Origin of the sequence: Amycolatopsis sp. NPDC051758 (assembly GCF_044453095.1) — a bacterium.
Taxonomy (GTDB): Bacteria; Actinomycetota; Actinomycetes; order Mycobacteriales; family Pseudonocardiaceae; genus Amycolatopsis.
Window position 1 is genome coordinate 102,454 of record NZ_JBITCJ010000016.1, and the last position, 23,018, is coordinate 125,471.

22 protein-coding genes are annotated in these 23,018 nt (G+C 72.3%); 12 read left to right on the top strand and 10 right to left on the bottom strand.

Features of this window, described 5'->3' with window-relative positions; all coding sequences use genetic code 11:
- The first annotated feature begins 174 nt into the window (after positions 1–174).
- The 4 genes from ACIA5G_RS47625 to ACIA5G_RS47640 all read left to right on the top strand — a co-directional run bounded on the left by ACIA5G_RS47625 (position 175) and on the right by ACIA5G_RS47640 (position 6,441).
- A complete protein-coding gene (locus ACIA5G_RS47625) occupies positions 175–2,952 on the top strand; it encodes a DEAD/DEAH box helicase (RefSeq protein WP_395936011.1) in 2,778 nt (925 codons plus the stop codon).
- Between the two features lie 158 nt (positions 2,953–3,110).
- The gene (locus tag ACIA5G_RS47630) at positions 3,111–3,896 is read left to right on the top strand and encodes a DUF4333 domain-containing protein (RefSeq protein ID WP_395936013.1); all 786 of its coding nucleotides are present in this window, start codon (positions 3,111–3,113) and stop codon (positions 3,894–3,896) included.
- A 72-nt stretch (positions 3,897–3,968) separates the two neighbouring features.
- Positions 3,969–5,171, top strand: a complete 1,203-nt coding sequence (locus tag ACIA5G_RS47635; protein WP_395936015.1) for a GNAT family N-acetyltransferase — start codon at positions 3,969–3,971, stop codon at positions 5,169–5,171.
- A gap of 52 nt (positions 5,172–5,223) precedes the next feature.
- Positions 5,224–6,441 (top strand): GNAT family N-acetyltransferase, encoded by a 1,218-nt coding sequence (locus ACIA5G_RS47640; protein ID WP_395936017.1) that lies wholly within the window; start codon positions 5,224–5,226, stop codon positions 6,439–6,441.
- Here ACIA5G_RS47640 and ACIA5G_RS47645 read toward each other — a convergent pair.
- Complete coding sequence (locus ACIA5G_RS47645; protein ID WP_395936019.1) at positions 6,438–7,385, bottom strand: 5'-3' exonuclease H3TH domain-containing protein; 948 nt, start codon at positions 7,383–7,385, stop codon at positions 6,438–6,440. The two genes, ACIA5G_RS47640 and ACIA5G_RS47645, sit on opposite strands and share 4 nt — an antisense overlap.
- 228 nt (positions 7,386–7,613) lie before the next feature.
- On the opposite strand from ACIA5G_RS47645, the gene ACIA5G_RS47650 reads away from it, so the two are divergent.
- Genes ACIA5G_RS47650 through ACIA5G_RS47665 form a run of 4 tightly spaced genes read left to right on the top strand, consistent with a single transcriptional unit; the run spans position 7,614 to position 9,765 of the window.
- Positions 7,614–8,756 carry a M24 family metallopeptidase gene (locus tag ACIA5G_RS47650; RefSeq protein ID WP_395936021.1) on the top strand — a complete coding sequence of 381 codons (1,143 nt, stop codon included), beginning with the start codon at positions 7,614–7,616 and terminating at the stop codon, positions 8,754–8,756.
- Positions 8,753–9,208 carry an Lrp/AsnC family transcriptional regulator gene (locus ACIA5G_RS47655; protein ID WP_360683811.1) on the top strand — a complete coding sequence of 152 codons (456 nt, stop codon included), beginning with the start codon at positions 8,753–8,755 and terminating at the stop codon, positions 9,206–9,208. Before ACIA5G_RS47650 ends, ACIA5G_RS47655 begins: the two co-directional genes overlap by 4 nt.
- Positions 9,209–9,254: 46 nt before the next feature.
- Positions 9,255–9,479, top strand: a complete 225-nt coding sequence (locus ACIA5G_RS47660; protein WP_395936024.1) for a hypothetical protein — start codon at positions 9,255–9,257, stop codon at positions 9,477–9,479.
- Positions 9,466–9,765, top strand: a complete 300-nt coding sequence (locus tag ACIA5G_RS47665; RefSeq protein WP_329047467.1) for a hypothetical protein — start codon at positions 9,466–9,468, stop codon at positions 9,763–9,765. Before ACIA5G_RS47660 ends, ACIA5G_RS47665 begins: the two co-directional genes overlap by 14 nt.
- Before the next feature lie 97 nt (positions 9,766–9,862).
- On the opposite strand, the gene ACIA5G_RS47670 is transcribed toward ACIA5G_RS47665, so the two are convergent.
- From ACIA5G_RS47670 to ACIA5G_RS47680, 3 genes are all read right to left on the bottom strand, one after another.
- A complete protein-coding gene (locus tag ACIA5G_RS47670) occupies positions 9,863–10,942 on the bottom strand; it encodes a GDSL-type esterase/lipase family protein (RefSeq protein ID WP_395936026.1) in 1,080 nt (359 codons plus the stop codon).
- 64 nt (positions 10,943–11,006) lie between these two features.
- On the bottom strand, positions 11,007–11,810 hold the full coding sequence (locus tag ACIA5G_RS47675) for a hypothetical protein (RefSeq protein ID WP_395936028.1): 804 nt from the start codon (positions 11,808–11,810) through the stop codon (positions 11,007–11,009).
- A gap of 46 nt (positions 11,811–11,856) precedes the next feature.
- Positions 11,857–12,504 carry a TetR/AcrR family transcriptional regulator gene (locus tag ACIA5G_RS47680; protein ID WP_395936030.1) on the bottom strand — a complete coding sequence of 216 codons (648 nt, stop codon included), beginning with the start codon at positions 12,502–12,504 and terminating at the stop codon, positions 11,857–11,859.
- Positions 12,505–12,567: 63 nt separating this feature from the next.
- Between ACIA5G_RS47680 and ACIA5G_RS47685 the strand changes: the two genes are divergently transcribed.
- Positions 12,568–13,197: an FMN-dependent NADH-azoreductase gene (locus ACIA5G_RS47685; RefSeq protein ID WP_395936032.1), complete on the top strand. Its 630-nt coding sequence runs from the start codon at positions 12,568–12,570 to the stop codon at positions 13,195–13,197.
- Here ACIA5G_RS47685 and ACIA5G_RS47690 read toward each other — a convergent pair.
- Positions 13,194–14,096 (bottom strand): LysR family transcriptional regulator, encoded by a 903-nt coding sequence (locus ACIA5G_RS47690; protein ID WP_395936034.1) that lies wholly within the window; start codon positions 14,094–14,096, stop codon positions 13,194–13,196. The two genes, ACIA5G_RS47685 and ACIA5G_RS47690, sit on opposite strands and share 4 nt — an antisense overlap.
- A 96-nt stretch (positions 14,097–14,192) precedes the next feature.
- On the opposite strand from ACIA5G_RS47690, the gene ACIA5G_RS47695 reads away from it, so the two are divergent.
- Complete coding sequence (locus ACIA5G_RS47695) at positions 14,193–15,032, top strand: oxidoreductase (protein ID WP_395936036.1); 840 nt, start codon at positions 14,193–14,195, stop codon at positions 15,030–15,032.
- Here the strand turns inward: ACIA5G_RS47695 and ACIA5G_RS47700 are convergent.
- The 4 genes from ACIA5G_RS47700 to ACIA5G_RS47715 all read right to left on the bottom strand — a co-directional run bounded on the left by ACIA5G_RS47700 (position 15,029) and on the right by ACIA5G_RS47715 (position 19,413).
- Positions 15,029–15,385 carry a VOC family protein gene (locus tag ACIA5G_RS47700; protein WP_395936038.1) on the bottom strand — a complete coding sequence of 119 codons (357 nt, stop codon included), beginning with the start codon at positions 15,383–15,385 and terminating at the stop codon, positions 15,029–15,031. The genes ACIA5G_RS47695 and ACIA5G_RS47700 overlap by 4 nt on opposite strands.
- An 80-nt stretch (positions 15,386–15,465) precedes the next feature.
- A complete protein-coding gene (locus ACIA5G_RS47705) occupies positions 15,466–16,152 on the bottom strand; it encodes an ABC transporter ATP-binding protein (RefSeq protein WP_395936040.1) in 687 nt (228 codons plus the stop codon).
- Positions 16,149–16,841: an ABC transporter ATP-binding protein gene (locus ACIA5G_RS47710; protein WP_395936042.1), complete on the bottom strand. Its 693-nt coding sequence runs from the start codon at positions 16,839–16,841 to the stop codon at positions 16,149–16,151. The genes ACIA5G_RS47705 and ACIA5G_RS47710 overlap by 4 nt, the downstream gene beginning before the upstream one ends.
- The gene (locus tag ACIA5G_RS47715; RefSeq protein ID WP_395936044.1) at positions 16,834–19,413 is read right to left on the bottom strand and encodes an FtsX-like permease family protein; all 2,580 of its coding nucleotides are present in this window, start codon (positions 19,411–19,413) and stop codon (positions 16,834–16,836) included. Before ACIA5G_RS47715 ends, ACIA5G_RS47710 begins: the two co-directional genes overlap by 8 nt.
- A gap of 298 nt (positions 19,414–19,711) precedes the next feature.
- On the opposite strand from ACIA5G_RS47715, the gene ACIA5G_RS47720 reads away from it, so the two are divergent.
- Both ACIA5G_RS47720 and ACIA5G_RS47725 read left to right on the top strand, forming a co-directional pair.
- Positions 19,712–21,427, top strand: a complete 1,716-nt coding sequence (locus ACIA5G_RS47720; RefSeq protein ID WP_395936046.1) for a glycosyl hydrolase family 18 protein — start codon at positions 19,712–19,714, stop codon at positions 21,425–21,427.
- Between the two features lie 102 nt (positions 21,428–21,529).
- Positions 21,530–22,063 carry a carboxymuconolactone decarboxylase family protein gene (locus ACIA5G_RS47725; protein ID WP_395936048.1) on the top strand — a complete coding sequence of 178 codons (534 nt, stop codon included), beginning with the start codon at positions 21,530–21,532 and terminating at the stop codon, positions 22,061–22,063.
- On the opposite strand, the gene ACIA5G_RS47730 is transcribed toward ACIA5G_RS47725, so the two are convergent.
- The gene (locus tag ACIA5G_RS47730) at positions 22,060–23,013 is read right to left on the bottom strand and encodes a zinc-binding alcohol dehydrogenase family protein (RefSeq protein ID WP_395936050.1); all 954 of its coding nucleotides are present in this window, start codon (positions 23,011–23,013) and stop codon (positions 22,060–22,062) included. The two genes, ACIA5G_RS47725 and ACIA5G_RS47730, sit on opposite strands and share 4 nt — an antisense overlap.
- Positions 23,014–23,018 lie beyond the last annotated feature (5 nt).

Here is a 23,018-nt window from a genome sequence, read left to right on the forward strand (position 1 = left end):
CAGCCTCCGACGCCGCCCGGCCCGCACCGGTTCCGCCGACCATTGTGTATAACGACCTATACAGCGGCCGACCGGAGCGGGCACCCGAGGTGCCCGCCGACCAAAAAAGAAGCAATCGACGGCCGTCGGTCACGCCGCGTGCAAACTGTCGGTGGCATGTGGAACCCTGACGAGGTGGCCGATAGCCCTTCTCAATCCCCGGCCGAGGCCTATGCGGCCTCGTCACGCCGAGGGAAGTACCCCCAGCTGACGCGCTTCGCCGCGGAGGCGTCCTTCGAGTTCGACGACTTCCAGATCCGCGGGTGTGAGGCGCTCGAGGGCGGCCACGGCGTGCTCGTCTGCGCGCCGACCGGGGCCGGCAAGACCATCGTCGGCGAGTTCGCCGTGCACCTGGCGCTGGCCGAAGGCCGCAAGTGCTTCTACACGACGCCCATCAAGGCGCTGTCGAACCAGAAGTACGGCGACCTCGTGGCGCGCTACGGCCCGGACGCGGTCGGCCTGCTCACCGGGGACACCTCGATCAACGGCAACGCCCAGGTGGTCGTGATGACCACCGAGGTGCTGCGCAACATGCTCTACTCGGGCTCCTCGACCATCACCGACCTCGGGTACGTGGTCATGGACGAGGTGCACTACCTCGCCGACCGGTTCCGCGGCGCGGTGTGGGAGGAGGTGATCCTGCACCTGCCCGAGCACGTCCGCGTGGTCGGGCTGTCGGCCACGGTCAGCAACGCCGAGGAGTTCGGCGAGTGGCTGGTCGAGGTCCGCGGTGACACCACCGTCGTGGTCGACGAGCACCGGCCGGTGCCGCTCTGGCAGCACATGCTGGTCGGGAACCGGCTGCTGGACCTGTTCGCCGGTGACGACGTCCACGCCCCGGGCGCCGAGCTGCGGATCAACCCGACGCTGCTGCGCCGCACCGAGGAGATCGGCCGCCAGTACGCGCCGGCGGGCTTCCGCGGGCCGCGCGGGTCCCGGCGGGGTGCGCCGCGGATGCCGCGGTTCCGGCCGCCGTCGCGGGTGGACGTCGTGGAGCAGCTGGACCGGGCCGGGCTGCTGCCGGCGATCGTGTTCATCTTCTCCCGGGCCGGTTGTGACGCCGCCGTGGCGCAGTGCGTCCGGTCGGGGCTGCGGCTCAACGGGCCGGGTGAGGTCGAGGAGATCCGCCGGGTCATCGAGGAGCGCACGGCCGACCTGCCCGAGGGTGACCTCGGTGTGCTCGGGTACTGGGAGTGGCGGGAGGCGCTCGAACGCGGGATCGCCGGGCACCACGCCGGGCTGCTGCCGGCGTTCAAGGAGACCGTCGAGGAGCTGTTCGTCCGGGGCCTGGTGAAGGCCGTGTTCGCCACCGAGACCCTCGCGCTGGGCATCAACATGCCCGCCCGCACGGTGGTTCTCGAACGGCTGGTGAAGTACAACGGCGAAGCGCACGTCGACCTGACGCCGGGGGAGTACACCCAGCTCACCGGCCGGGCCGGGCGGCGCGGCATCGACGTCGAAGGCCACGCGGTCGTGGCCTGGCAGCCGGGGGTCGACCCGAAGCAGGTCGCCGGGCTCGCCTCGACGCGGACCTACCCGCTGCGGTCGTCGTTCCGGCCCGGCTACAACATGGCCGTGAACCTGGTCGCGCAGGTCGGTGCGGCGGAGGCGCGTGAGCTGCTTGAACAGTCGTTCGCGCAGTTCCAGGCCGACCGGTCGGTGGTCGGCACGGCACGCCGGATCGAGCGGAACAAGGAGGCCCTCAAGGGGTACTCGGCCGCGGTGACCGGGGAGTTCGACGAGGTGCTCGAGTACGTCGAGCTGCGCGCGAAGATCTCGACGCGGGAGAAGGCGCTTTCCCGGCAGAACACCTCGGTCCGCCGCGCGGGGACCGCCGAGTCGTTGGAGAAGCTGCGCAAGGGTGACGTGATCGCCGTGCCCGCGGGCCGCCGGGCCGGGCTCGCGGTGGTCGTCGACCCGGGTCTCGACCCGATCCGCGAGCCGCGGCCGGTGGTGGTGACCGAAGATCGCTGGTCCGGGCCGTTGTCGGTGGCCGACTTCCCGGCGCCGGTGGAGGCGCTGGGCCGGATCAAGCTGCCCAAGCACATCGAGCTGCGGTCGCCCAAGACCCGCCGGGACATCGCCTCGATCCTGCGCAGTGCCGGGATTTCGTTGCCGGGCAGGCAGAAGCGGCAGTCCGGGGCGAACGAGGACGGCGAGCTGGCGGCGCTTCGGCGGGCCCTGCGCGCCCACCCGTCCCACGGGCTGGCCGAGCGGGAGGCGAACCTGCGCTGGGTCGAGCGGTACCAGCGGCTCGCGGCGGAAACCCAGCAGCTGGAACGGAAGGTCGCCGCGACGACGCACTCGCTGGCGCGGGCGTTCGACCGGATCCTCGCGCTGCTGGGGGAACGCGGCTATCTCGGCCCGGAGTCGGCGGGCGACGGCGAAGACCGTGTCACCGAGCACGGCCGGCGGCTGACCCGGCTCTACAGCGAGTCCGACCTGCTGGCCGCCGAGTGCATCCGGCACGGCGTGTGGCGGAAGCTCGGCCCGGCCGAACTCGCCGCCGTGGTCTCGACCCTGGTGTTCGAGGCACGCCGCGACACCGCCGGTGAGCCGCGGCTGCCCGGCGGCGCGGTGCCCGAGGCGTGGGAAGAGACCGCGCGGCTGTGGGTGGAGCTGACCGAGGACGAGCGGCGGCACCGCCTGGACCGCACCCGTGAGCCGGACGCCGGGTTCGCCTGGCCGGTTTACCGCTGGGCGCGCGGGGAATCGCTGGAGAAGGTGCTGACGGCGGCGGAGGCCAACGGCCAGGAGCTTTCGGCGGGTGACTTCGTGCGCTGGTCGCGTCAGGTGATCGACCTGCTCGACCAGATCCGGGACGTGCTCGGCAAGGGTGACCCGGTCGGCGCGGCCGCGGCGGACGCGGTCAAGGCGCTGCGCCGTGGTGTGGTCGCCGCCGGTGCGGCGTGAACTCCGTGTTAGCCCTGCTCCAGACGGCGGAGGCGGTGAGCGTGGACACGTGTGCTCGGCTCCGACCTGTGGTTGGATCGCCCCAACACCGTGCGTACGCGGCTTGACGGCGGTTTCGGGGTGGACAGCGAGATGATCGAGGCAGGCGGAGGCAGACGATGAGCACGCCGTATGGCGGCAACGACCCACAGCAGCCCCAGTACGGGCAGCAGCCGGGCGGCGCGTACCCGCCGAGCGGCCCGCAGGAACAGCCCCAGTGGGGCCAGCAGCCGCCTTCGTACGACCCGAACCAGCAACAGCAGTGGGGGCAGCAGCCGCAGCAACCCCAGCAGCCGCAGCAGTGGGGGCAGCAGCCCGGCGGGTACACCCCGCCGCAGCAGCCGCAGTGGGGGCAGCAGCCACCGCCCTACGGCCAGCAGCCGGGTGGCGGGTATCCGCAGAGCGGGCCGCAGGCCCAGCCGGGGTACGGCCAGCAGCAGCCGGGCGGGGCGTACCCGCAGAGCGGGCCGCAGGCCCAGCCCGGGTACGGCCAGCAGCAGCCGGGTCAGTACGACTACGGCCAGCCGCCGCAGCAGCAGTTCCCCGGCGCGGGCGCCCCGGAGGGCGGCGAGAAGCCGGAGAAGTCCAAGAAGGGCCTGCTGATCGGCATCGTGGTGCTGGTCGTGGTCGTGGCGGTGGTCGGCATCCTCGGTTTTGTCGCGCCCGGGTTCTTCAAGACGCAGGTCTTCAACAACAGCCAGATGCAGACCGACGTGCAGAAGCTGCTCACCGAGACCTACAAGATCGACGGCGTCACCGCGGTCACCTGCCCGGCCGAGCAGAAGGTCGAGGACGGTGCGAAGTTCGAGTGCACCGCGACCATCGCCGGCAAGCCGCAGCAGGTGCAGATCACGGTGAAGGGCGACGGCGGCAACTACGAGGTTTCCCCGCCCGCCACGAAGTAGCTCCACCGCGCGAAGTCCGGCCCCCGGGAATTCCGGTGGCCGGACTTCGGCGTTTCCGGCGATGATCCGGGCATGAGCGATTTCGAGATCCGGACGTTGCGCGCCGACGAGCTCCGCGACGCGAGCAACGTCTTCCGGGACAGCGTGCACGCCCCGCGCAGTGACGATGCCGATTGGGAGCGGGTGGCCCGCGTCTACCAGCCCGGCGGGACGATCGGCGCGTACGACCCGGAGCTCGTCGGCACCGCGCGGTCCTTCGACGCCGAACTGACCGTCCCGGGCGGGGCGCGGCTGCCGATGGCCGGCGTCACCGGGGTCGGGGTGCGCGCCGACCGCACCCGCCGCGGGGTGCTGCGGGCGCTGATGACGGCCCAGCTCGAGGACTTCGCCGCACGCGGTGTGGTGTTCGCGAACCTGCTCGCCTCCGAAGCGCCCATCTACGGGCGGTTCGGGTACGGCCTGGCGACCCGGCAGCGCAGTTACAGCGTCGAGCGGCACCGGGCGCAGCTGCGTCAGGACGTCCCCATGACGGGCGAGGTCGAGCTGCTGGAGCTCGACGAGGCGCTGGAGGTCTGTCCGCGCGTCTACGACGGCCTCGAGCACCGGCCCGGGATGATGACCCGGCCCGAGGTGCTGTGGCGGCTCTACGAGAACCAGGCGCGGCGCACGAACCCGGTGGTGAAGGCGCTGGTGCACCACGGCCCGGACGGCCCGGACGGCTTCGCCACCTTCTACGTCGACGGCCTGCAGGCGCACCCGTGGACCAAGCAGCTGCACCTGGTGGAGCTGTTCCCCGGCACCCCGGCGGCGTTCACCGGGCTGTGGCGGTTCGTGCTCGGGGTCGACCTGGTGGACCGGATCGTCGCCGAGGCCCGCCCGCTCGACGAGCCGATCGAGCTGATCCTCGCCGACCACCGCCGCAGCACCGTCGACCGGATCGGCGACGAGCACTGGATCCGGCTGATCGACGTGCCGAAGGCGCTGTCGGCCCGTGAGTACGGGTTCGCCGAGCCGGTGGTCGTCGAGGTCACCGACCCGCTGCTGCCCGGCAACAGCGGCAGCTACCGGATCTCCCCGGACGGCGCCGAGCGGACGACCGAGCCGGCCACTCTCGGCCTCGACGTCACCACCCTCGCGATGGTCTACCTCGGCACCTGGCGGCCGTCCGCGCTGGCCGACGCGGGCCGGATCGTCGTACGCGACCCGGCCGCCCCGGCGGCCGCCGACCGGCTCTTCGCCACCCGCGTGGCGTCGTGGAGCGGCACGCACTTCTGAGGCGCCGGAAAACGGGATGCCGCGCCGGTGGCGGGGCGGCAAGATCGAGGGCATGACCGCCTTCGACGTCCGCCCCGTCACCGAAGACGAGCGCCGCAGCACGTTCGACCTGCTGAGCCGTTCGCTGCACGGCAACCGGGTCGGCGACGAACCCTGGGCCCGGTTCGGGAGCTCCTGGCCCGCCGCGCACAAGTTCGGCGCCTTCGACGGTGACACCCCGATCGGGGTCGCCAGCTCCTTCGACACGGAGATCGCCGTGCCCGGCGGGGGAGTCGTGCCGGTTGCCGCGGTCGACGGGGTCGGCGTCCGCGCCGACCGGACCCGGCGCGGAGTGCTCAGCGCGATGATGGCGGTGCAGCTGGCCGGCTTCGCCGCGCGCGGGGTGTCGTTGGCGGTGCTGCACGCCAGCGAACCGACCATCTACGGCCGGTTCGGGTACGGCTCGGCCGCGCTCGGCAAGACGGTGCAGCTGCCGCGGCCCGCGGCGCGGCTCCACGAGCGCGTCCCGGCCGGCGGGGACGTCCGGATGCTCACGCCCGAGGAAGCGGTGAAGGAGATTCCCGGGCTGTACCAGCGGATCGGGCTGCGGCGGCCGGGCATGATCGGCCGGCCGGAGGTGTGGTGGCCGACCGCGCACGAGCGGCACGTCGACCGGGACGGCGACCACACCGTGGTCGTCCACAGTGGACCGGACGGGGACGACGGGTTCGCGGTGTACAAGACGGTCGAGCAGCGCTCGCTCGCCGCGCCGGACGAGGGGGCCGTGCTGAAGGTCCGCGACCTGCATACGACCGGGCCGGTCGCGCGGGCCGCGCTCTGGCGGTTCCTGCTGTCGGTGGACCTGGTCTCCGCCGTGCACGCCCGGCACCGCCCGGTCGACGAGCCGCTCGCCCCGATGCTGACCGACCACCGGCACGCACGCACCCTCGCCGTCGAGGACGACCTGTGGCTGCGCCCGGTCGACGTCGCCGCCGCGCTCGGTGCCCGCACCTACCGCGCGGCCGACCCGGTGGTGCTCGCGGTGGCCGACCGGACGCTGCCGGCCAACACCGGCCGCTACGAGGTCGGCCCGGACGGCACTCGCCGCACCGACGCGGCCCCGGACCTGACACTCGACGTCGACACCCTGGGCATGCTCTACCTCGGCCAGTGGAGCGCGACCGCGCTGGCGGACGCCGGCCGGATCGAAGTCCACGACCCGGCCGCGGCGGCGCGCGCGGACGAGCTGATCACCACGGTCACCGCACCCTGGTGCGGCACGCTCTTCTAGGCGCCGGGCAGGGCCTTCAGCAGCCGCTCGACCGAGTTGCCGAGGTTCCACCGCTCCGCCAGCTCGGCCACCCGGTCCGGGTCCGCGGGTGTCGCGGGCACCTGGTCGGGGCGGGACTGCTCGACCGGCGCGTCGACGGCGACCCGGACCACGGTCGGTGCCACAGCGAGGTAGTCGGCGGCGTCGGACAGCCGCAGCCGTGTCTTCAGCGGCACCCGGGGGTCGCTGGCGGCCGAGGCCTCCAGGAGTGCGTCGAGCGAGCCGAACTGCGTGATCAGCTTCGCCGCGGTCTTCTCACCGATGCCGGCTACGCCAGGCAGCCCGTCGGACGGGTCGCCGCGCATCATGGACATGTCCGCGTACGCCGCACCGGCCGTCTCGCGGGGAAGGCTGTAGCGCTCGGCGATCTCGGCCGGGCCGAGCACCTCGGCCTTGGCCCAGCCCTTGCCGACGTAGATCACCGACGTCGGGGTCGGCTCGGTCCGCACCAGCTGGAACAGGTCGCGGTCGCCGGTGATCACCTCGACCGGGTCCTTCTTCTCGCGGGTCGCGAGCGCGCCGATGACGTCGTCGGCCTCGTAACCGGCCGCCTCGGCGGTGGCGAACCCGAACGCCTCCAGCAGCTCCAGGATGATCGGCACCTGCGGCGTGAGGGTGTCGGGCACCTCTTCGACGTCGGGGTTGCTGCTGTCGGTCTCTTCGGCCACCCGGTGCGCCTTGTAGCTGGGCAGCAGGTCGGTGCGGAACTTCGGCCGCCAGTCCGCGTCCAGGCAGCACACCAGCCGCGACGGGTGCCGGTCGGTGAGGATCCGCGCGATCGTGTCGGCGAACCCGCGCACCGCGTTGACCTGCGTCCCGTCGGCGGCGCGCATCGAGTCGGGCAGGGCGAAGAACGAACGGAAGTACAGGCTCGCGGAGTCGAGCAGGGCAAGTGGTCCGGTCACCCGCACAGCCTGCCACGCCCGGCCGCCGCACAGGGTGCGCCACGCACCCGGGGCGGGGAACGAGCGCACCGAGGGAGATGAAGCAGGTGTCGTACGGCGCGGGGTGGCTTCGGGGGAGCGGTGTCGCCGCGGTCGAAGGAGCGGAGCCTTGGCCCGGTGGGGGAGTGCGCGGCATGTCGTCACCCCGGGCGAGTCGCGCACCCGAACCACCCGGCTAGGCTCGGCTTCATGTCGCGCCGTTCCCTCCACACGCCTGCCCCCGACGCCGCAGCCCTTCGCGCCCGCCTGGATCGCGCCCGCACCGCCACGGCCGCCGCGGGCACCGATGCCCTGCTGATCGCGCCCGGCTCCGACCTGCGCTACCTGATCGGGCAGGCCGGTGGCTCGTTCGAGCGGCTCACCACCCTCGTCGTCCCGGCCGACGGCACGCCCGCGCTGGTCGTGCCGAAGCTGGAGGCGCCCGGTTACGCCGACGTGCCGACCGACGAGCTCGGTGTCGAGCTGCTCACCTGGGTGGACGGCGACGACCCGTACGAGCTCGTCGCGGGCCGGCTCGGCAAGCCCGGGCGGGTCGCGGTCAGCGACTTCACCCCGGCCCTGCACGTGCTCGCGCTGCGGAACGCGCTCGGTGACGCCGAGCAGACCCTCGCCGGGCCGGTCGTGCGGGAGCTGCGGATGCGCAAGGACGCCGCGGAGATCGCGTCGCTGCGGGAAGCCGGTGCCGCCATCGACCGGGTGCACGCCCGCGTCCCCGAGTGGCTGCGGCCCGGCCGCACCGAGGCGGAGGTCGGCGCCGACATCGCCGCGGCCATCGTCGAGGAGGGCCACCTGCAGGCCGACTTCGTGATCGTCGGGTCCGGCCCGAACGGCGCCAGCCCGCACCACGACGTCTCCGACCGTGTCATCACCAAGGGTGACGTGGTGGTCGTCGACATCGGCGGCCCGCTGCCGGCCGGGTACAACTCCGACTCCACCCGCACCTACGCCGTCGGCGCGCCGCGGGACGCCGACGTGGCCGAGACGTACGCGGTGCTGCAGCGCGCCCAGGCCGCCGCGGTGGCGGCGGTCAAGCCCGGTGTCACCGCCGAGCAGGTCGACGCCGCCGCGCGGGACGTCATCACCGAGGCCGGCTTCGGCGAGTACTTCATCCACCGCACCGGCCACGGCATCGGCCTGGACGTGCACGAGGAGCCGTACATCATCGCGGGCAACACGCTGCCGCTGGAGCCGGGCATGGCCTTCAGCGTCGAGCCGGGCATCTACCAGCCGGGCCGGTGGGGCGCCCGGATCGAGGACATCGTGATCGTCACCGAAGACGGCGTCGAGCCGGTCAACAACCAGCCGCACGAGCTCGTCGTGCTGGACGCATGACACCCGGCGGTCTGGAGCCGCTGGACCAGTCGATCGTCCAGGAGCTCGCGGCCGACGGGCGGCGCAGTTTCACCGACCTCGCCGAGCGGGTCGGGCTGTCGGTGTCGGCGGTGCACCAGCGGGTGCGCCGCCTCGAGCAGCGCGGGGTCATCCTCGGCTACACCACCCGGCTCGACGGCGAGCAGATCGGGCTGCCCCTGACGGCCCTGATCTCGCTGACGCCGAACGACCCGGGGGCGCCGGACGACTACCCGCAGCGGATCCAGCACATCAAGGAGATCGAGTCCTGCTACTCGGTGGCCGGCGACGAGTCCTACATCCTGCTGGTGCGCGTCCAGTCGCCGCTGGCGCTGGAGGACCTGCTGCGCCGGATCCGGGAGGCCGCGAAGGTGTCGACCCGCACGACGGTGGTGCTCTCTACGCCGTTCGAGGGACGTTCGCCGACGTTCTGACCCCGGCGGTCCGCCCGGCGACCGGGGCACTGGTACGGTAAAAGGTATGGCAACACGTAAGGTGACTCTTTCGCTGGACAGCGGTGCCTTGGAATTCGCTGAACGCGCGGCGAAAGCACACGGGATTTCGGTCTCGTCCTGGCTGTCGAAGGCGGCCAGGCGCGAGGCGGTTCGCACGGGCTACACCCCGCAGAAGCCGGAGCCGGCCGTCGCGGAGTTCGACGAGGCCGAGCGCGCGGCGGCGGAGAAGGATCTGCGTGCGCAGGGGTGAAGTCTGGACGTACCACCCCCCGACCGAACCGGCCCGGCAGCGCACCGTCGTGCTGCTGTCCTCGGACGGGGTGAACGAGTCCGAGCGGCCCTGGCTGCTCGGCACCGAACTGCTCGACCGCGACCCGCAGGACATCCTCGGGGTGGCGGTCGACGCCCGCTACTGGGTGTCGACGCTCAACCTCACGAGGCTGTACCGGCCCTGGTTCGACGAGCGCATCGCCGAGATCGACTTGGACGTCCAGGAACGCATCGACATCGCACTGCGGGCAGCCCTCGATCTTTGAGTGTATAACGCCCTATACCACTGGCCGACGGTAAAAAAACCGTCGGCCAGTATGCGCGGACGTCACTACTCAAGCGAGCTAAGACGTGGGGAGTCGCTCAGCGAGCGACGACCTCCGGGGCCGCGTGCAGCTTCCCGTCCGCGCCCGCCAGGCACGACGCGTTGCCTTCGCGGGTCGCGAGGAACTCCGTCAGGCAGTTGGCGATCGCCGTGTGCCCGGCCGCGTTGGGGTGGAACGACTCCTGCAGCGCGTGCCCGGCGCGGTCGGCCTTTCCGAGGTCGGCCAGCTGCAGGGTCAGCCGGGTGAACCATTCGGTCGCGGGGTTCGCGCCGCCGCTGCAGGCCTCGTGCTTCACGCCGGCCTTGGCGAGGTCGAGGAACCGTGCGCCGGTCTGTTGTGCGGCGGCTTTGAGGCCGGAGGACAGGACGCCGATGCCGGTTTGGGAGATCCAGCGGAGGTCTTCGACGCGGAAGGGGCAGCCGTTGAGGCTGCGGAGTTCTTCGGGCAGGTCGGGGCCGATGGGGGCGGCGTAGGACTGCACGACCAGCTGGTAGTCCGCGGGCACGTACCCGGCTTGGGCGAGCACTTTCTTGACGTCGGAGACGGCGGTGGCCACCTTCGGGACCATGGCGTCCACTTTGGACTGCCAGGTCTGCTTGAGGGCCGTGCTGCAGGGCGGGCCGCCGGGGTTGAACCAGGCCTTGAAGCAGTCGGTGACCTGGTTGGAGAACTTGGGTTCGTCGTTCGCACCGACGGCGATCACGACGGCCGCGACCCGGTGGTCCTTGACGAGTGTGGCGAGCTGCTGTGCCTGGGAGCCTTCGGTCCACTGTTTGGTGTCGCCGAGGGCGACCTGTTCGGCGGGTGCGCCGGAGCAGCCGAGGTTGACGTGGGCGGTGACGCCGGGGATGGCGATCTTGTCGACGAAGGCGTTGGGGGAGCGGTGGCACCAGTTGCCGCCTTGGCCGTTGGTGGTGGCGGTGTACTGGCCGGCGCCTTCGCCGGAGACGGTGCTGTCACCCATCGCGACGACGGTGAGCGGGCCGGTGCCGGGTGGGCCCTGGCGGGGTTGCGGTTGTCCGGGTTGGCTTTCGGAGCCGAAGAAGGCGAAGAAGCCGACCAGCAGGGCCACGCAGACGAGGACCAGTGCCCCCCAGTACCACCGAAGTCGTCGCATCGCCGTTGATTCTACGGATCGGGTGATCGGGTCCGACGGCGGACACGGACCGTGACGTCGTCGGTCAGGTGCCCATCTTCTTCATGAGCTCGGAGAGGTCGACGACCTGGTCGGCGGGTGGGGCCGGGATGTCGACGGGGTCGCCCCAGTCGCGGTAGTCGGTGGTGCCCTTGACGCTGTTTCCGGCGGCGAAGCCGGGGGTCAGGTCGATGGTGAACCGGACGGGTCGCTGTGCGGTGTCGAGCCAGAGTTCGGCGGGCAGCTTGGCGGTGACGGGCTTGGCCGGTTTGCCGTCGATCGGTGGTTCGGCGAACTCGGGGAACAGGTCGGGGGCCTTGGCGGCGTCGATCTCGAGGCGGTAGTGGGTGGCCGGCTGGTCGTGCAGGGTGGCCTGGTCGGCGGAGACGATGCGGCCGGCGCGGTCGATTTCGGTCAGGGCGCGGCCGAGGTCGGGGAGCTTGACGATGACCGGCACGCTCGCGGCTGCGGCTTGGGCGATCGGGTCGGGGTTGCCGGGGTCGGTGCCGATCCAGGGTTTGCCGGGGATGCCGGACTGGGGTGGGTGGGTGAAGGTCCGTTGGCCGAGCACGCGGGTTTCGCTGCCGTCGACGGTGATCGTGAGGTTGCTGGTGGAGCCGTCGAACTCGAGTGCGCCGGTGGCGGTTTTGCCGGTGGGGCCGAATTCGGCGTCCATGGTGAAGGTGGCGGTCGGGGTGGTGCTGATGCCGGTCCGGACGGCGGCCGCGAGCTGGGTGGCGTCGGTGGCGGGTTTGGTGAGGGTGGGGGTGGGTGGCGGCGGTGCGGCGCCGGGGTTGCACGCGGTCAGGAGCAGTGCCGTGAGTGCGACGGCGGGGCCGGTTTTCCGCATGGGTCTCCCTCGGTGGCGGGTTCGGCGAGACCGTATCGGGGGAAGGTCACTTTCCGGGCGCGGCTGTCATCCAGGGTCGAACCAGGCGGACGAGGGAGTCGGCCAGGGTCTGCGCGGTGCGCTGCCGGTCGTGGAGCCAGTGGCGGACCTGTTCGGCGGACAGGGCGGCGAGCAGGACGTCCGCGGCGATTTCGGGGTCGGGCGCGCCGCCGGTTTCGAGCAGGTGGTGGCAGTGCCGGCGCCAGAGGGTGTGGGCGCCGGTCCGGAAGCGGGCGCCGGTGGTCGCGGTTTCCGAGAGCAGGACGAGGTCGAGCTGACGGGCCAGGAACTCGAGATAGGCCTTGATGAACGCGCCGAGCCGGTCGATGGGTGGCGCGCCGGGGCCGAGGGGTGGTGGGCCGGTGAGGAGGCGTTCCTGGAGTTCGCGTTCCCGTTCGTCGAGCAGGGCCATGGCGAGGCCGCCTTTGTCGCCGAAGCGGCGGTAGAGCGTGCCTTTGCCGACGCCGGCGGCGTTCGCGACGTCGTCCATGGTGACCGCGTCGACGCCGCGTTCGGTGAACAGGGTTTCGGCGGCGGCGAGGACGCGGATCCGGTTGCGGGCGGCGTCGGCTCGTTCGCGTACGGGTGCGCCGAGGATCGGGAGTTCGACCGGCGTTGACGAAGCGGACTCGGGTCCGCTACGGTTCGGAGACATAAGCGGACTCTAGTCCGATTCTTCGTCCGGCGGAAGCCGACACCCCACCCGAGGAGCACCGACATGCCTGATCTGCTGCACATTTCCGCGTCCCCACGTGGGGAAGACTCCCAGTCGCTGCGCCTGGCAGCTACCTTCCTGAGCACCTACCGCACGATCCACCCGGACGCCGAGGTCGAGGAATGGGACCTCTGGGACGGCTCGCTGCCCGCGTTCGGCCCGGCCGCGGCGCGCGCGAAGATGACCGTCTTCGGCGGTGGCACCCCGCAGGGTGAGCAGGCCGCGGCGTGGGAGGCGGCGAAGGCGGCGTTCGCCCGGTTCGACGCCGCCGACCGGATCCTGTTCAGCGTCCCGATGTGGAACACCGGGGTGCCGTACATCCTCAAGCAGTTCGTCGACGTCGTGTCCCAGCCGGGGCTGGTGTTCGGCGTCGACGCGGTGACCGGCTACGAGGGCCTGCTCGCCGGCCGCGGCAAGCGTGCCGCCGTCGTCTACACGAGCGCGGTGTGGGGTCCCGGGCTCGGCCCGGAGTTCGGCACGGACTTCCAGGCGCCGTTCTTCACCGGCTGGCTGAACTGGACCGGGATCGACGACGTCACCGAGATCCGCTTCCACCCGACCCTCACCGGTGACGCCGACGAGCTGGGCCGGATCGCCCACGAGGCGGCCCGGGACGCGGCCAAGACGTTCTAGCCCGCTTCGGTCAGGTCCGTGGTCGCCGCGAGCTCAAGGGCGACCTCCACGATCGCCGGCCGGGCCGGGTTGTCGTTGCCCGGCAACCAGACCAGCTCGGTCCGGGCGATGTCGTGCGCCAGCGGCACGAACGCCACCCCGCTGCGGCGCAGGCTGTGGGACGACCGGGTCAGCCGGGTGACGCCGACCTCGGCCGCGACGAGTCCCAGCAGGCCCTGGACGGTGGCGGCGCGCTGGACGACCCGCGGGGTGAAGCCGGCGGCGGCGAAGTCGGCGTCGTAGCTGCGGTGCCAGGGTTCCCAGCTGTCGCGCGGGGTCAGCACCCACGGTTCGCCTGCCAGGTCCGCCAGGTCCAGCGTCGCGCGATCGGCCAGGGGGTGGCCGTCCGGGAGGACCGCGCACACCTCCTCGGTCAGCAGCGTCCGTGACGCCAGGCCGTCGACCAGGGGTGGCCGGGTGAACGCCAGATCGAACCGGTCCTCGCGCAGGCCGTCGACGAGCTCGGCGATCGACGCCTCGGCCGTGGTCACCGCGAGGTCGGGGAACCGGGTGCGGACCGCGCGGACCACCGGGGGCAGCAGGTAGTTCGCCGTGGTGGTGAGGAACGCCAGGCGCACGGTGCCGATCTCGCCGCGCACCGCCCGGCCGAGTGTTGCGACGGCTTCTTCGGCTCGGGTGAGGACCGCGCGGGCCTCGGGGAGGAACAGCTGCCCGGCGGTGGTGAGGCGGGCGCCGCGCGGGTCCCGGTCGAACAGGCGCGTGCCGAGGGTGCGTTCCAGCACGGTGATCTGCTGGGACAGCGACTGCTGTGCGATGTGGAGGCCGGCGGCGGCGCGCGTGAAGCTGGTTTCGTCGGCGACGGCGACGAAGTAGCGCAGCTGCCGCAGCTCGGGGGTCACAGGCTCAGACTGTAGCCCCGGCAGGACATCGGTGTTGGCGGCGCGGCGGTGCTCGTCCCCAGGATGGAGGAGGAAACCACTGGGAGGAAACCGACCATGACGAACACCGACGGCCGCGTCTGGCTGATCACCGGCTGCTCCGCAGGCTTCGGCCGGGAGATCGCGCTGGCCGCGCTCGCCGCCGGCGACCGGGTGCTGGCCACCGCTCGGCGGCCGGAAACGCTGGCGGGACTGCAGGAACACGGCGGTGACCGGGTCCGGACGGCGGAGCTGGACGTCACCGACGCCGGACAGGTCGACGCCGCGGTGAAGACCGCGCTCGAGGCGTTCGGGCGCATCGACGTGGTGGTCAACAACGCCGGCAACGGCTCGGTCGGCGCGGTCGAGGAGCTGACGATGGACGAGCTGCGCGGCCTGATGGAGGTGATGTTCTTCGGCGCGGCCGAGGTGACCAAGGCGGTGCTGCCGCACCTGCGTGCCCAAGGCAGCGGCACGGTTGTGCAGATCAGCTCCATGGGTGGGCAGCTGTCGATGCCCGGCTTCGGCGCCTACAGCGCGGCGAAGTTCGCGTTGGAAGGGCTGTCGGAGGCGCTGGCGGCGGAGGTCGCGCCGTTCGGGGTGCGGGTGCTGATCGTCGAGCCCGGCGCGTTCCGCACGGAGTTCGGCGGCGGCCGGATGCACCGCTCCCGCACGATCGACGCCTACGCCGTGTCGACGTCGGGCACGCGCGACGCGGTCGAGGCGATGGACGGCACCCAGCCCGGCGACCCGGCCAAGGCCGCCGCGGCGATCGTCCGCGCGGTGGGCAGTGCCGACGCGCCGCTGCACCTCGCGCTGGGCGCGGACGCCGTGGCGGCGATCCGGGCCCAGCACGAAGCGCTCGCCGCCGATCTGGCCGCCTGGGAGGACGTCAGCCGGGCGACCGCGCTGGACTAAGCCTGCTCGGGGTCCTGCAGCACGCCGAGGACGTTGCCGTCGGCGTCGGTGAACGTCGCCACCAGGCGGCCGTTGCCGACGTCCTTCGGCTCGTCCTTGATCTTCGCGCCGGCGGCGGTCACTTCGGCGAGCTTCGCCTCGATGTCGGCGACGTGCCAGTACGTCACCGGGCCGGTCATGCCCTGCTGCGCGCCGTTCGGCACCAGGCCGATGTGCTGGCCCGCGGTGTCGTAGCCGACGTAGTAGGGGGCGTCGGCCTGCGGTTCGATGCCGAGCAGGGCGGTGTAGACGGCCTTGGCGGCGGCCACGTCGGTGACGGGGTGCAGGACGGTCTTGATCCCCTGGGTGCTCATCGGTGCTCCTGAAGTCGTCGGTGCTTACGTCGACGACGTTATTCCGGCCCGCTGACCAGCGCTTCTCGATTCCTGATCGGTTAGTCCAGCAGCGCGGTGAGCACCCCGTCGAGGAGGCGGACGCGGCGGTCGGCGATGCGGTGGACCTCGTCGTCGTGGGTCGCGACGATGACCGCCGCCCCCTCGGCAGCGCACCGGCGCAGCAGCCGCAGCACCCGCGGGGTCGAGCCGGCGTCCAGGTGCGCGGTCGGCTCGTCGGTCAGCAGCACGCGCGGCCGGCCGGCGACCGCGCGGGCCAGCGCGACCCGTTGCTGCTGCCCGAACGACACTTCCAGCGGGTAGCGGTCGCCGAGCTCGCCGATGCCCAGCTCGTCGAGCAGCTCGGTGACGCGCGCGCCGATGTCGGCGTTGGAGGGCCGCGGCACGTCGGACCGCAGCCGCAGCGGCAGGGCGACGTTCTCCGCGATGGTCAGCTCGTTGGCCAGCCCGAGCGCCTGCGGCAGCACGGCGCAGGTGTGCCACGGCGGGGCGCCGCTTATCGGGACGCCGTCCAGCAGGACGCACCCGGAGTCGGGGGAGTCGAACCCGCACAGCAGGGCCAGCAGCGCGCTCTTGCCCGATCCCGACCGGCCCGACACCGTGACCAGCTCACCGGCGGCGACGCGCAGCTCGAGCCCGCGCAGCACCTCGATGTCCCCGCTGGGGTGGGCGAAGCTGCGGCGCAGTCCGACGGCTTCCAGCATGGACGGCGCGACTTCCGCGGTCATGGCTGCGGCTCCCGTTCTTCGATGCCTTCGAGGGCGCCCTTGTGCAGCCGGGCCACCCGCGCGCCGAGGTCGATGAGGCGTTCGTCGTGCGAGGCGACCAGGACCGCGAAGTCCTGGTCCACCAGGTACTGCAGCGTGTCCAGCACCAGGTCGGCCGACGCTTCGTCCAGCTGGGACGTCGGTTCGTCGGCCAGGATCACCGTCGAGCGCGCGGCGAGCACACACCCGAACGCCAGCCGCTGCTGCTGCCCGCCCGAGAGCGCGGTGATCTTCCAGCCGCCGGTGCCGTGCAGGCCGAGCTGGCCGAGGATGTCGTCGGCGTTGCACTCCGTGCCCGCGGCCTCGGCGGCCGCGCGGAGGTTGTCCGCCACGCTGAGGTAGCCCAGCAGGTTGTCCGACGGGTTCTGGAACACCAGCCCCAGGTGGTTGCGGCGCAGCGCCCGCCGCTCGCGGTGCTTGAGCTTGCGGACGTCGGCGCCCTGGAAGGTCAGCGTGCCGCGGGCGGGCTGTTCGAACAGGCCCAGCACCCGCAGCAGGGTCGACTTCCCGGACCCGGACGGCCCGGCCAGCACGGTCATCCCGCGCGCCGGGACATCGATGCTGACGTCGTCGACGCCGGTGACCACCCCGGCGGGGGTCGGGTAGTCCACGCCGATGCCACGCAGGGAGAAGATCGGTTTCTCAGGCACGGATCAGCTCCGCGGTCCGGGCGGTGCGCACCGAGCGCACCGCGATCCAGCCGGCCAGGCCCACCACCAGCACGCCGATGGCCAGCACGGTCAGCACGAACGGCAGCGGGTTCGGCAGCTCCGAGCGGGGCGCGAGGAACGTCGCCGGGTCGAACCGCGGCACCGACAGCCCGGCCACCGAGACCCCGCACACCACCCCGACCACGATCGCCAGCCCGCTCAGCGCGCCGAGCTCCATCAGGTGACTCGCGAGCAGTGTCCGTGGCCGCATTCCCATCCGCAGCACCAAGGCGCCGGCGAGCGCGTTCTGCCGCCGGCGCACCTCCACGGCCACGAGCAGCGCCAGGATCGCCACCACCCCGAGGACCGCGCCGAGCAGCGCCACGAACGAGAACGTCCACGACACGACGAAGAACGGCAGCCCGTCCAGTGCGCTCTCGCGGCTGACCCGGTTCGGGATGAACACCCCCGCGGCGCGCAGTGCGGTGGTCGCCTCCGCCATCGGGGCGCTGGTCAGCACGCTCCACTTCGGAACGCTGTCGAGCTGCGCGTGGCTCAGCACCGTGCGGGACACGACGTATCCGGGTGAGGTGCCGATCATCGGGAACACCGGCAGGTCCCCGACGGTGACGGCGTCGGGGAGCCCGTCCGGCAGCTCGGTGGTCTGCTTGGCCGTGTGCCCGACGCGGATCACCGGGGTGCCGCGCGGGTCCGGTTGTGCGATCTTCCGCAGCAGTTCGCCGACGTCGCCCGGCACGCGGTCGACGGCGGCGCCCTTGGTGAACGTCGCGGGGTCGACGACCAGCACCACGCTGCCGGTGCCGGTCAGCTCACCGACCACCGTGCTCGTCCCGGCCAGTGACGCCGGCATCGCGACGTCACCCATGCCGATCGGGCTGTCGGTGTCGAGGCGGGCGTTGCTGCCGACGAAGATCGCCGACTTGGTGTCGAGGGCTTCCTCCTGGCCGCGCGCGATGCCGATGCCGGTGGCCAGCGTGCCGATGGCGAGGGTGCCGATCACGAGCACCCCGGTCACCGGGGCGCGGGCGCCGGCCAGCCGCCGGATCGCCAGCTGCAGCGCCGGACGTGACCAGAACCGGGCCCGGTGGGAGGCGTGCAGGGCCAGCCACGCCAGCCGCGCGGTCAGCAGCCCGACGGTCAGCACGACGAACACCGGGTAGGTCAGGGCCAGCGGGTCGACCTGGGGTAATGGATTTCCGAGCCGGGACGCGGTGCCGTAGTGCGTCAGGCGGTTCCAGCCGAGCCAGGCCATCCCCGCGGTCGCGAGCTCCCACGGGAAGTACCCCAGCAGCCGCACCCGGTTGCCCTTGCCGCGCACCCGGCCCAGTTCGAACTCCCGGTGCACCCGAACGGCGACGACGAGCGCCAGCAGCGCGAGCGACACCAGCAGCGTCCCGGCCGCGACCGCGCCGGCCCGCAGCTCCGCCGTGGGGTCGGGCGCGCCGTCCGGGCCGTACACCCGGAGCAGTAGTCGCGCGGCGGCCGCTCCGGCCGCGCCGCCGAGCAGGATCGGCAGGCCCAGTTCGGCTACGGCGAGCCCGCCGAGGGCCGCCGGGCCGCTGCCGCGGGCCGAGAGCAGCCGCAGCTGCGCGTGGCGCCGCTGGTACCACTGCAGGGCGACCGTGCCCAGGCCCGCGCAACCGACCAGGACGCTGATCAGCGCCAGCGGCAGGATCGACACGAACACGTTGTCCTCGGCCTGGCGCGCGATCTGCACCGAGCGTTCGAACGTCGGGACGTCCGCGGCGACCAGCGAGCCGAGCCCCTGGGCGGTCAGGTCCGCGCGGACGTCGGCGACGAGGTCGTGCGAGCGCTGCAGCAGGTCCTCGGCCCCGCTGAGGGTGGTCGGCGCCGGTTCGTAGAACGAGATGTGGAAGTACTGCATCGTGCGCAGGCCGATGGCCTTGACCGCGTCGTCGAAGGTCTTGCCGTCGGTGGCGAAGACGATCGAGTCGATCGGGTCGTTGGCCAGCCGGTCCACCACCGCGCCCGACTGCTGCGAGCACCACCACCGCGGCGGCGGGTCGAGCAGGTCGCGGTAGATGCCGGTGACCGGCGGCAGCCCGATGCCCTGGATGCTCGGCTTCGCGCCGACCCCGATGTGCTCGGCGTCGGCCACGACGTTGCCCAGCCACAGCCCCGGCGCGCGGGTGCCCTGCTGCAGCGTCAGGTTGTCCAGACCGGCCTGGTCGCGGTACCCGAGGCGGATCTTGTAGTGCGGGTCGCCGTTGAACTGGGTGCCGGGCAGCACGTTCGTGTACTGGCCGACGACGGGCGTGCCGAAGCCGTGCGCGGGCGCGTGCCGCCGGACGGCCGAGGTGATCGCCGGGATGTCCTTGACCGGGATGTTGCCCTTGCCGAACACCGGGCCGTAGCTGTCGGGGCAGGTGATCCCGGTCTGGTAGGCGACGGTCGCGCCGCCGGCGGCGGAGGCCTGCAGGACCGCTGCGGTGCCGAGGAAACAGGCCAGCAGCGAGGTCACGGCCGCCACGATCAGCGTCAGCGGGCTGGAGAGGGCAGCCTTCGGGGCCGCCCGCCACGGCTTGGTCACTCTGCGTTGTCCAATCTTCCCCCACGTCACCCGCATGGACGCGCACGCTACCGGCAGATCGCAGGAGTTGGCACGTTTTTGTTCCGATCGTTAATCACCCGCTGTGGTCGGCGCGCGGCCGGATCCGACATTGCGGACATGAGCAACGGCTACCACCATCCGGCCGGTTTAATGGTCTAGACCTTGACGCATCGATTGGTCTGATCCAATCCTGAGGTGGTCCCGCCGTGCGACGCCGCAGCACGGCTCCCCGCCGGCTTTTGGAGCACTGATGCGTCGACGCAGACCTTTCTTCCGAATGTCCGTTTTCCTAGCCCTCACAGCGGTTTTCACCGGCACTCCGGTCGCCGGCGCCGGGACCGCGCAGGCCGCCACGCCGCTGCCCGCGCACGTGTTCGCCCCCTACTTCGAAGCCTGGACGGGGGAGAGCCCGGCCGCGCTCGCACAGCAGTCCGGCGCCAAGCACCTGACGATGGCCTTCATCCAGGCCGCCACCAAGGGTTCCTGCACCGTCTACTGGAACGGTGACACCGGGATGCCGATCTCCACCGCCACGTTCGGCTCGGACATCACCACGATCCGCTCCCGCGGCGGTGACGTCATCCCGTCCTTCGGCGGCTACACCGCGGACAACACCGGCACCGAAATCGCCGACAGCTGCACCAACGTCGACTCGATCGCGGCCGCCTACGAGGCGGTGATCACCACCTACGACGTCCCGCGGCTCGACATGGACATCGAGGACAACTCGCTCACCAACACCGCCGGGATCGACCGCCGCAACAAGGCCATCAAGAAGGTCCAGGACTGGGCCGCGGCGTCGGGGCGGTCGCTGCAGATCTCCTACACCCTGCCCACGACCACCCGCGGCCTCGCCGACAGCGGGCTCGCCGTGCTGCGCAACGCCGTCTCCAACGGCGCGCGCGTCGACGTCGTCAACCTCATGACCTTCGACTACTACGACAACGCCGCCCACCAGATGGCCACCGACACCCAGACCGCCGCCACCGGGCTGGTCTCCCAGCTCGCCGCCCTCTACCCGGGCAAGACGCAGGCGCAGCTGTGGGCGATGGTCGGGGTCACCGAGATGATCGGCGTCGACGACTTCGGCCCGGCCGAGACGTTCACGACCGCCGACGCCGCCACTGTCTACAACTGGGCGGTCTCCAAGGGCATCAACATGATTTCGTTCTGGGCCCTGCAGCGCGACAACGGCAGCTGCCCCGGTGGCGCGGCCGCGGACAACTGCTCCGGCATCGCCCAGGACACGTGGTTCTTCAGCCACGCCTTCGAACCCTTCACCGGCGGCACCTCCGTGCCGGGCAACGACTTCTCGCTGGCGGCGAACCCGTCCTCGGCCGCGGTCGACCCGGGTGGCTCGGCCACCGCGACCGTCAGCACCGCGGTGACGTCCGGGTCCGCGCAGCAGGTGGCGCTGTCGGTCACCGGCGCGCCCGCCGGCGTCACCGCGTCGGTCAGCCCGGGCTCGGTGACCGCGGGTGGCACCGCGACACTGTCGGTCAGCACCACGTCGGCGGCGGTCCCCGGGGTCTACCCGCTCACCGTGACCGGCGCCGCGACGTCCGGCAGCCACAGCGCCACCTTCACCCTCACCGTGAAGGGCACCCCGCCCGCGGGTGGGGTGGTCAACGGCGGCTTCGAGACCGGCGTGCTGAGCCCGTGGAGCGCGGCGGGTGACTCGATCGTCGCCACGCCTGCCCACTCCGGGACCCACGCGCTGCAGGTGGTGCCCACCGCCTCGGCCACCGGGGAAGCGGCGCAGAACGTCACGCTCGCCCCGAACCACGCCTACACGCTCAAGGCCTGGGTGCAGGGCAACTACGCCTACCTCGGGGTCCGGGGCGGCGCGAACGCCAGCACGTGGACCTCGAGCAGCGGCTGGACGCAGCTGTCGGTGCCGTTCACGACCGGCGCCTCGGGCGCGGTGACGGTCTACGTCCACGGCTGGTACGGCCAAAGTGCCCTCTACGCCGACGACTTCACCATCAGCTGAGCCTTTCGGCGGCGGCCCGGTTGCGCAACACGGAGGTTGGCCGGGCCGCCGCCACCCGAAAGACTTCTCGGGGAAGATCTTCACCCCCGCGAGGAGGACCTGATGCCGCACATCCCGCTCGACCCGCAGCTGCCGGGCATCTCGGCGCTCTTCGCCTACCGGCCGGAGACCGCGGCGCCGCTCGGGCAGCTGGGCGAGGTGCTGTTGCGCGGCCCCAGCACCCTCACCGTCGGGGAGCGTGAGCTGATCGCGGCCGTCGTGTCCAACGGCAACGAATGCCGGTTCTGCACCGGCAGCCACTCCGCCGTGGCGGCCCAGACCCTCGACGGTGGCCAGGCCGTTGTCGACGCCGCGTGCGGTGGGATCGACGACGCCCCCGTGTCGGCGAAGCTCAAGGCGCTGCTGCGGATCGCGCTCGCGGTGCGGGAGACGGGCCGCGCGGTCACCGAAGAGCTGGTCGCGGCCGCCCGCGCCGAGGGCGCGACCGACCTCGAGCTGCACGACACCGTCCTGATCGCGGCGTCCTTCTGCCTGTTCAACCGGTACGTCGACGGCCTGGCCACGGTCGCGCCGGACGACCCGGCCGTCTACGACCAGATCGGCAAGCGGCTGATCGAAAACGGCTACGCCCGCTAGGGCACCAGCACGATCCGGCCCGGTCGGGTCCAGGCCGCACCGGCGTCGTGCAGGGGGACGCGCTCGTGGTCGACGGTGAGCGCTCCGGCGATGGCGTGCTCCACCACCGTGAGGAGCGCTTCGCTGCGCCGGCCGGTGTCGAGCTCATTGTTCGTGTAGCCGTGGATGTGCAGTGACCTGCTGCGCAGCACGGCCGAGGACACCGGGCACTCGTCACCGGCCGCGCTGCCGAGGTTCACCAGCCGCCCGCCCGGGCGCAGGGTGCGCAGCGCCGCCGCGGCCGGGATCCCGCTGACCGGGTCGATCACCAGGTCGACCGGGGTGTCGCCGAGCCGCCGCGCCAGCCGCTCGACGTCGTCGTCTTCTGCGAGCTGGACAACGGTGTCCGCGCCGAGCCGCCGGGCCCGCTCCAGCGCGGCGGCGGACCGCGCACACGCGATGACGTGCCCGGCCCCGGCCACGCGGGCCAGCTGCACCGCCGACTGGCCGACCACACCGCCCGCGCCGAGCACGAGCACGGTCTCGCCCGGGACGAGGGTTCCCTTCCAGGTCAAGCACATCCACGCCGCCACCGCCGAGAGCCCGAGCGCCGCCACCAGCGCGTGGTCCGCTCCGGACGGCAGGACCACCAGGTCGGCGGGGGAGACCACGGCGTGCTCGGCCATGCTGCCGTCCCCGGGCCGCATGCCCGCGGTCGTGGCGAACCAGACCGCGGTCCCGGCCGGCTCTGTCGGTGTCGGCCGGGTCAGCACCCCGACCCCCTGGACCCCCGGCACGTACGGCGTCTCGGGCCGGCCGAAGTAGGACGTGCCGGACGCGCAGAGCAGGTCGAGCGGGCTGATCGGCGCGGCGGTGACGCTCACCGCGACCTCGCCGGCCCCGGGTTCGGGCACCGGCCGGTCGGCCACCACCGGGGGACCGCCGGCCGTCCGGATCTCCGCCGCGCGCACCGCGG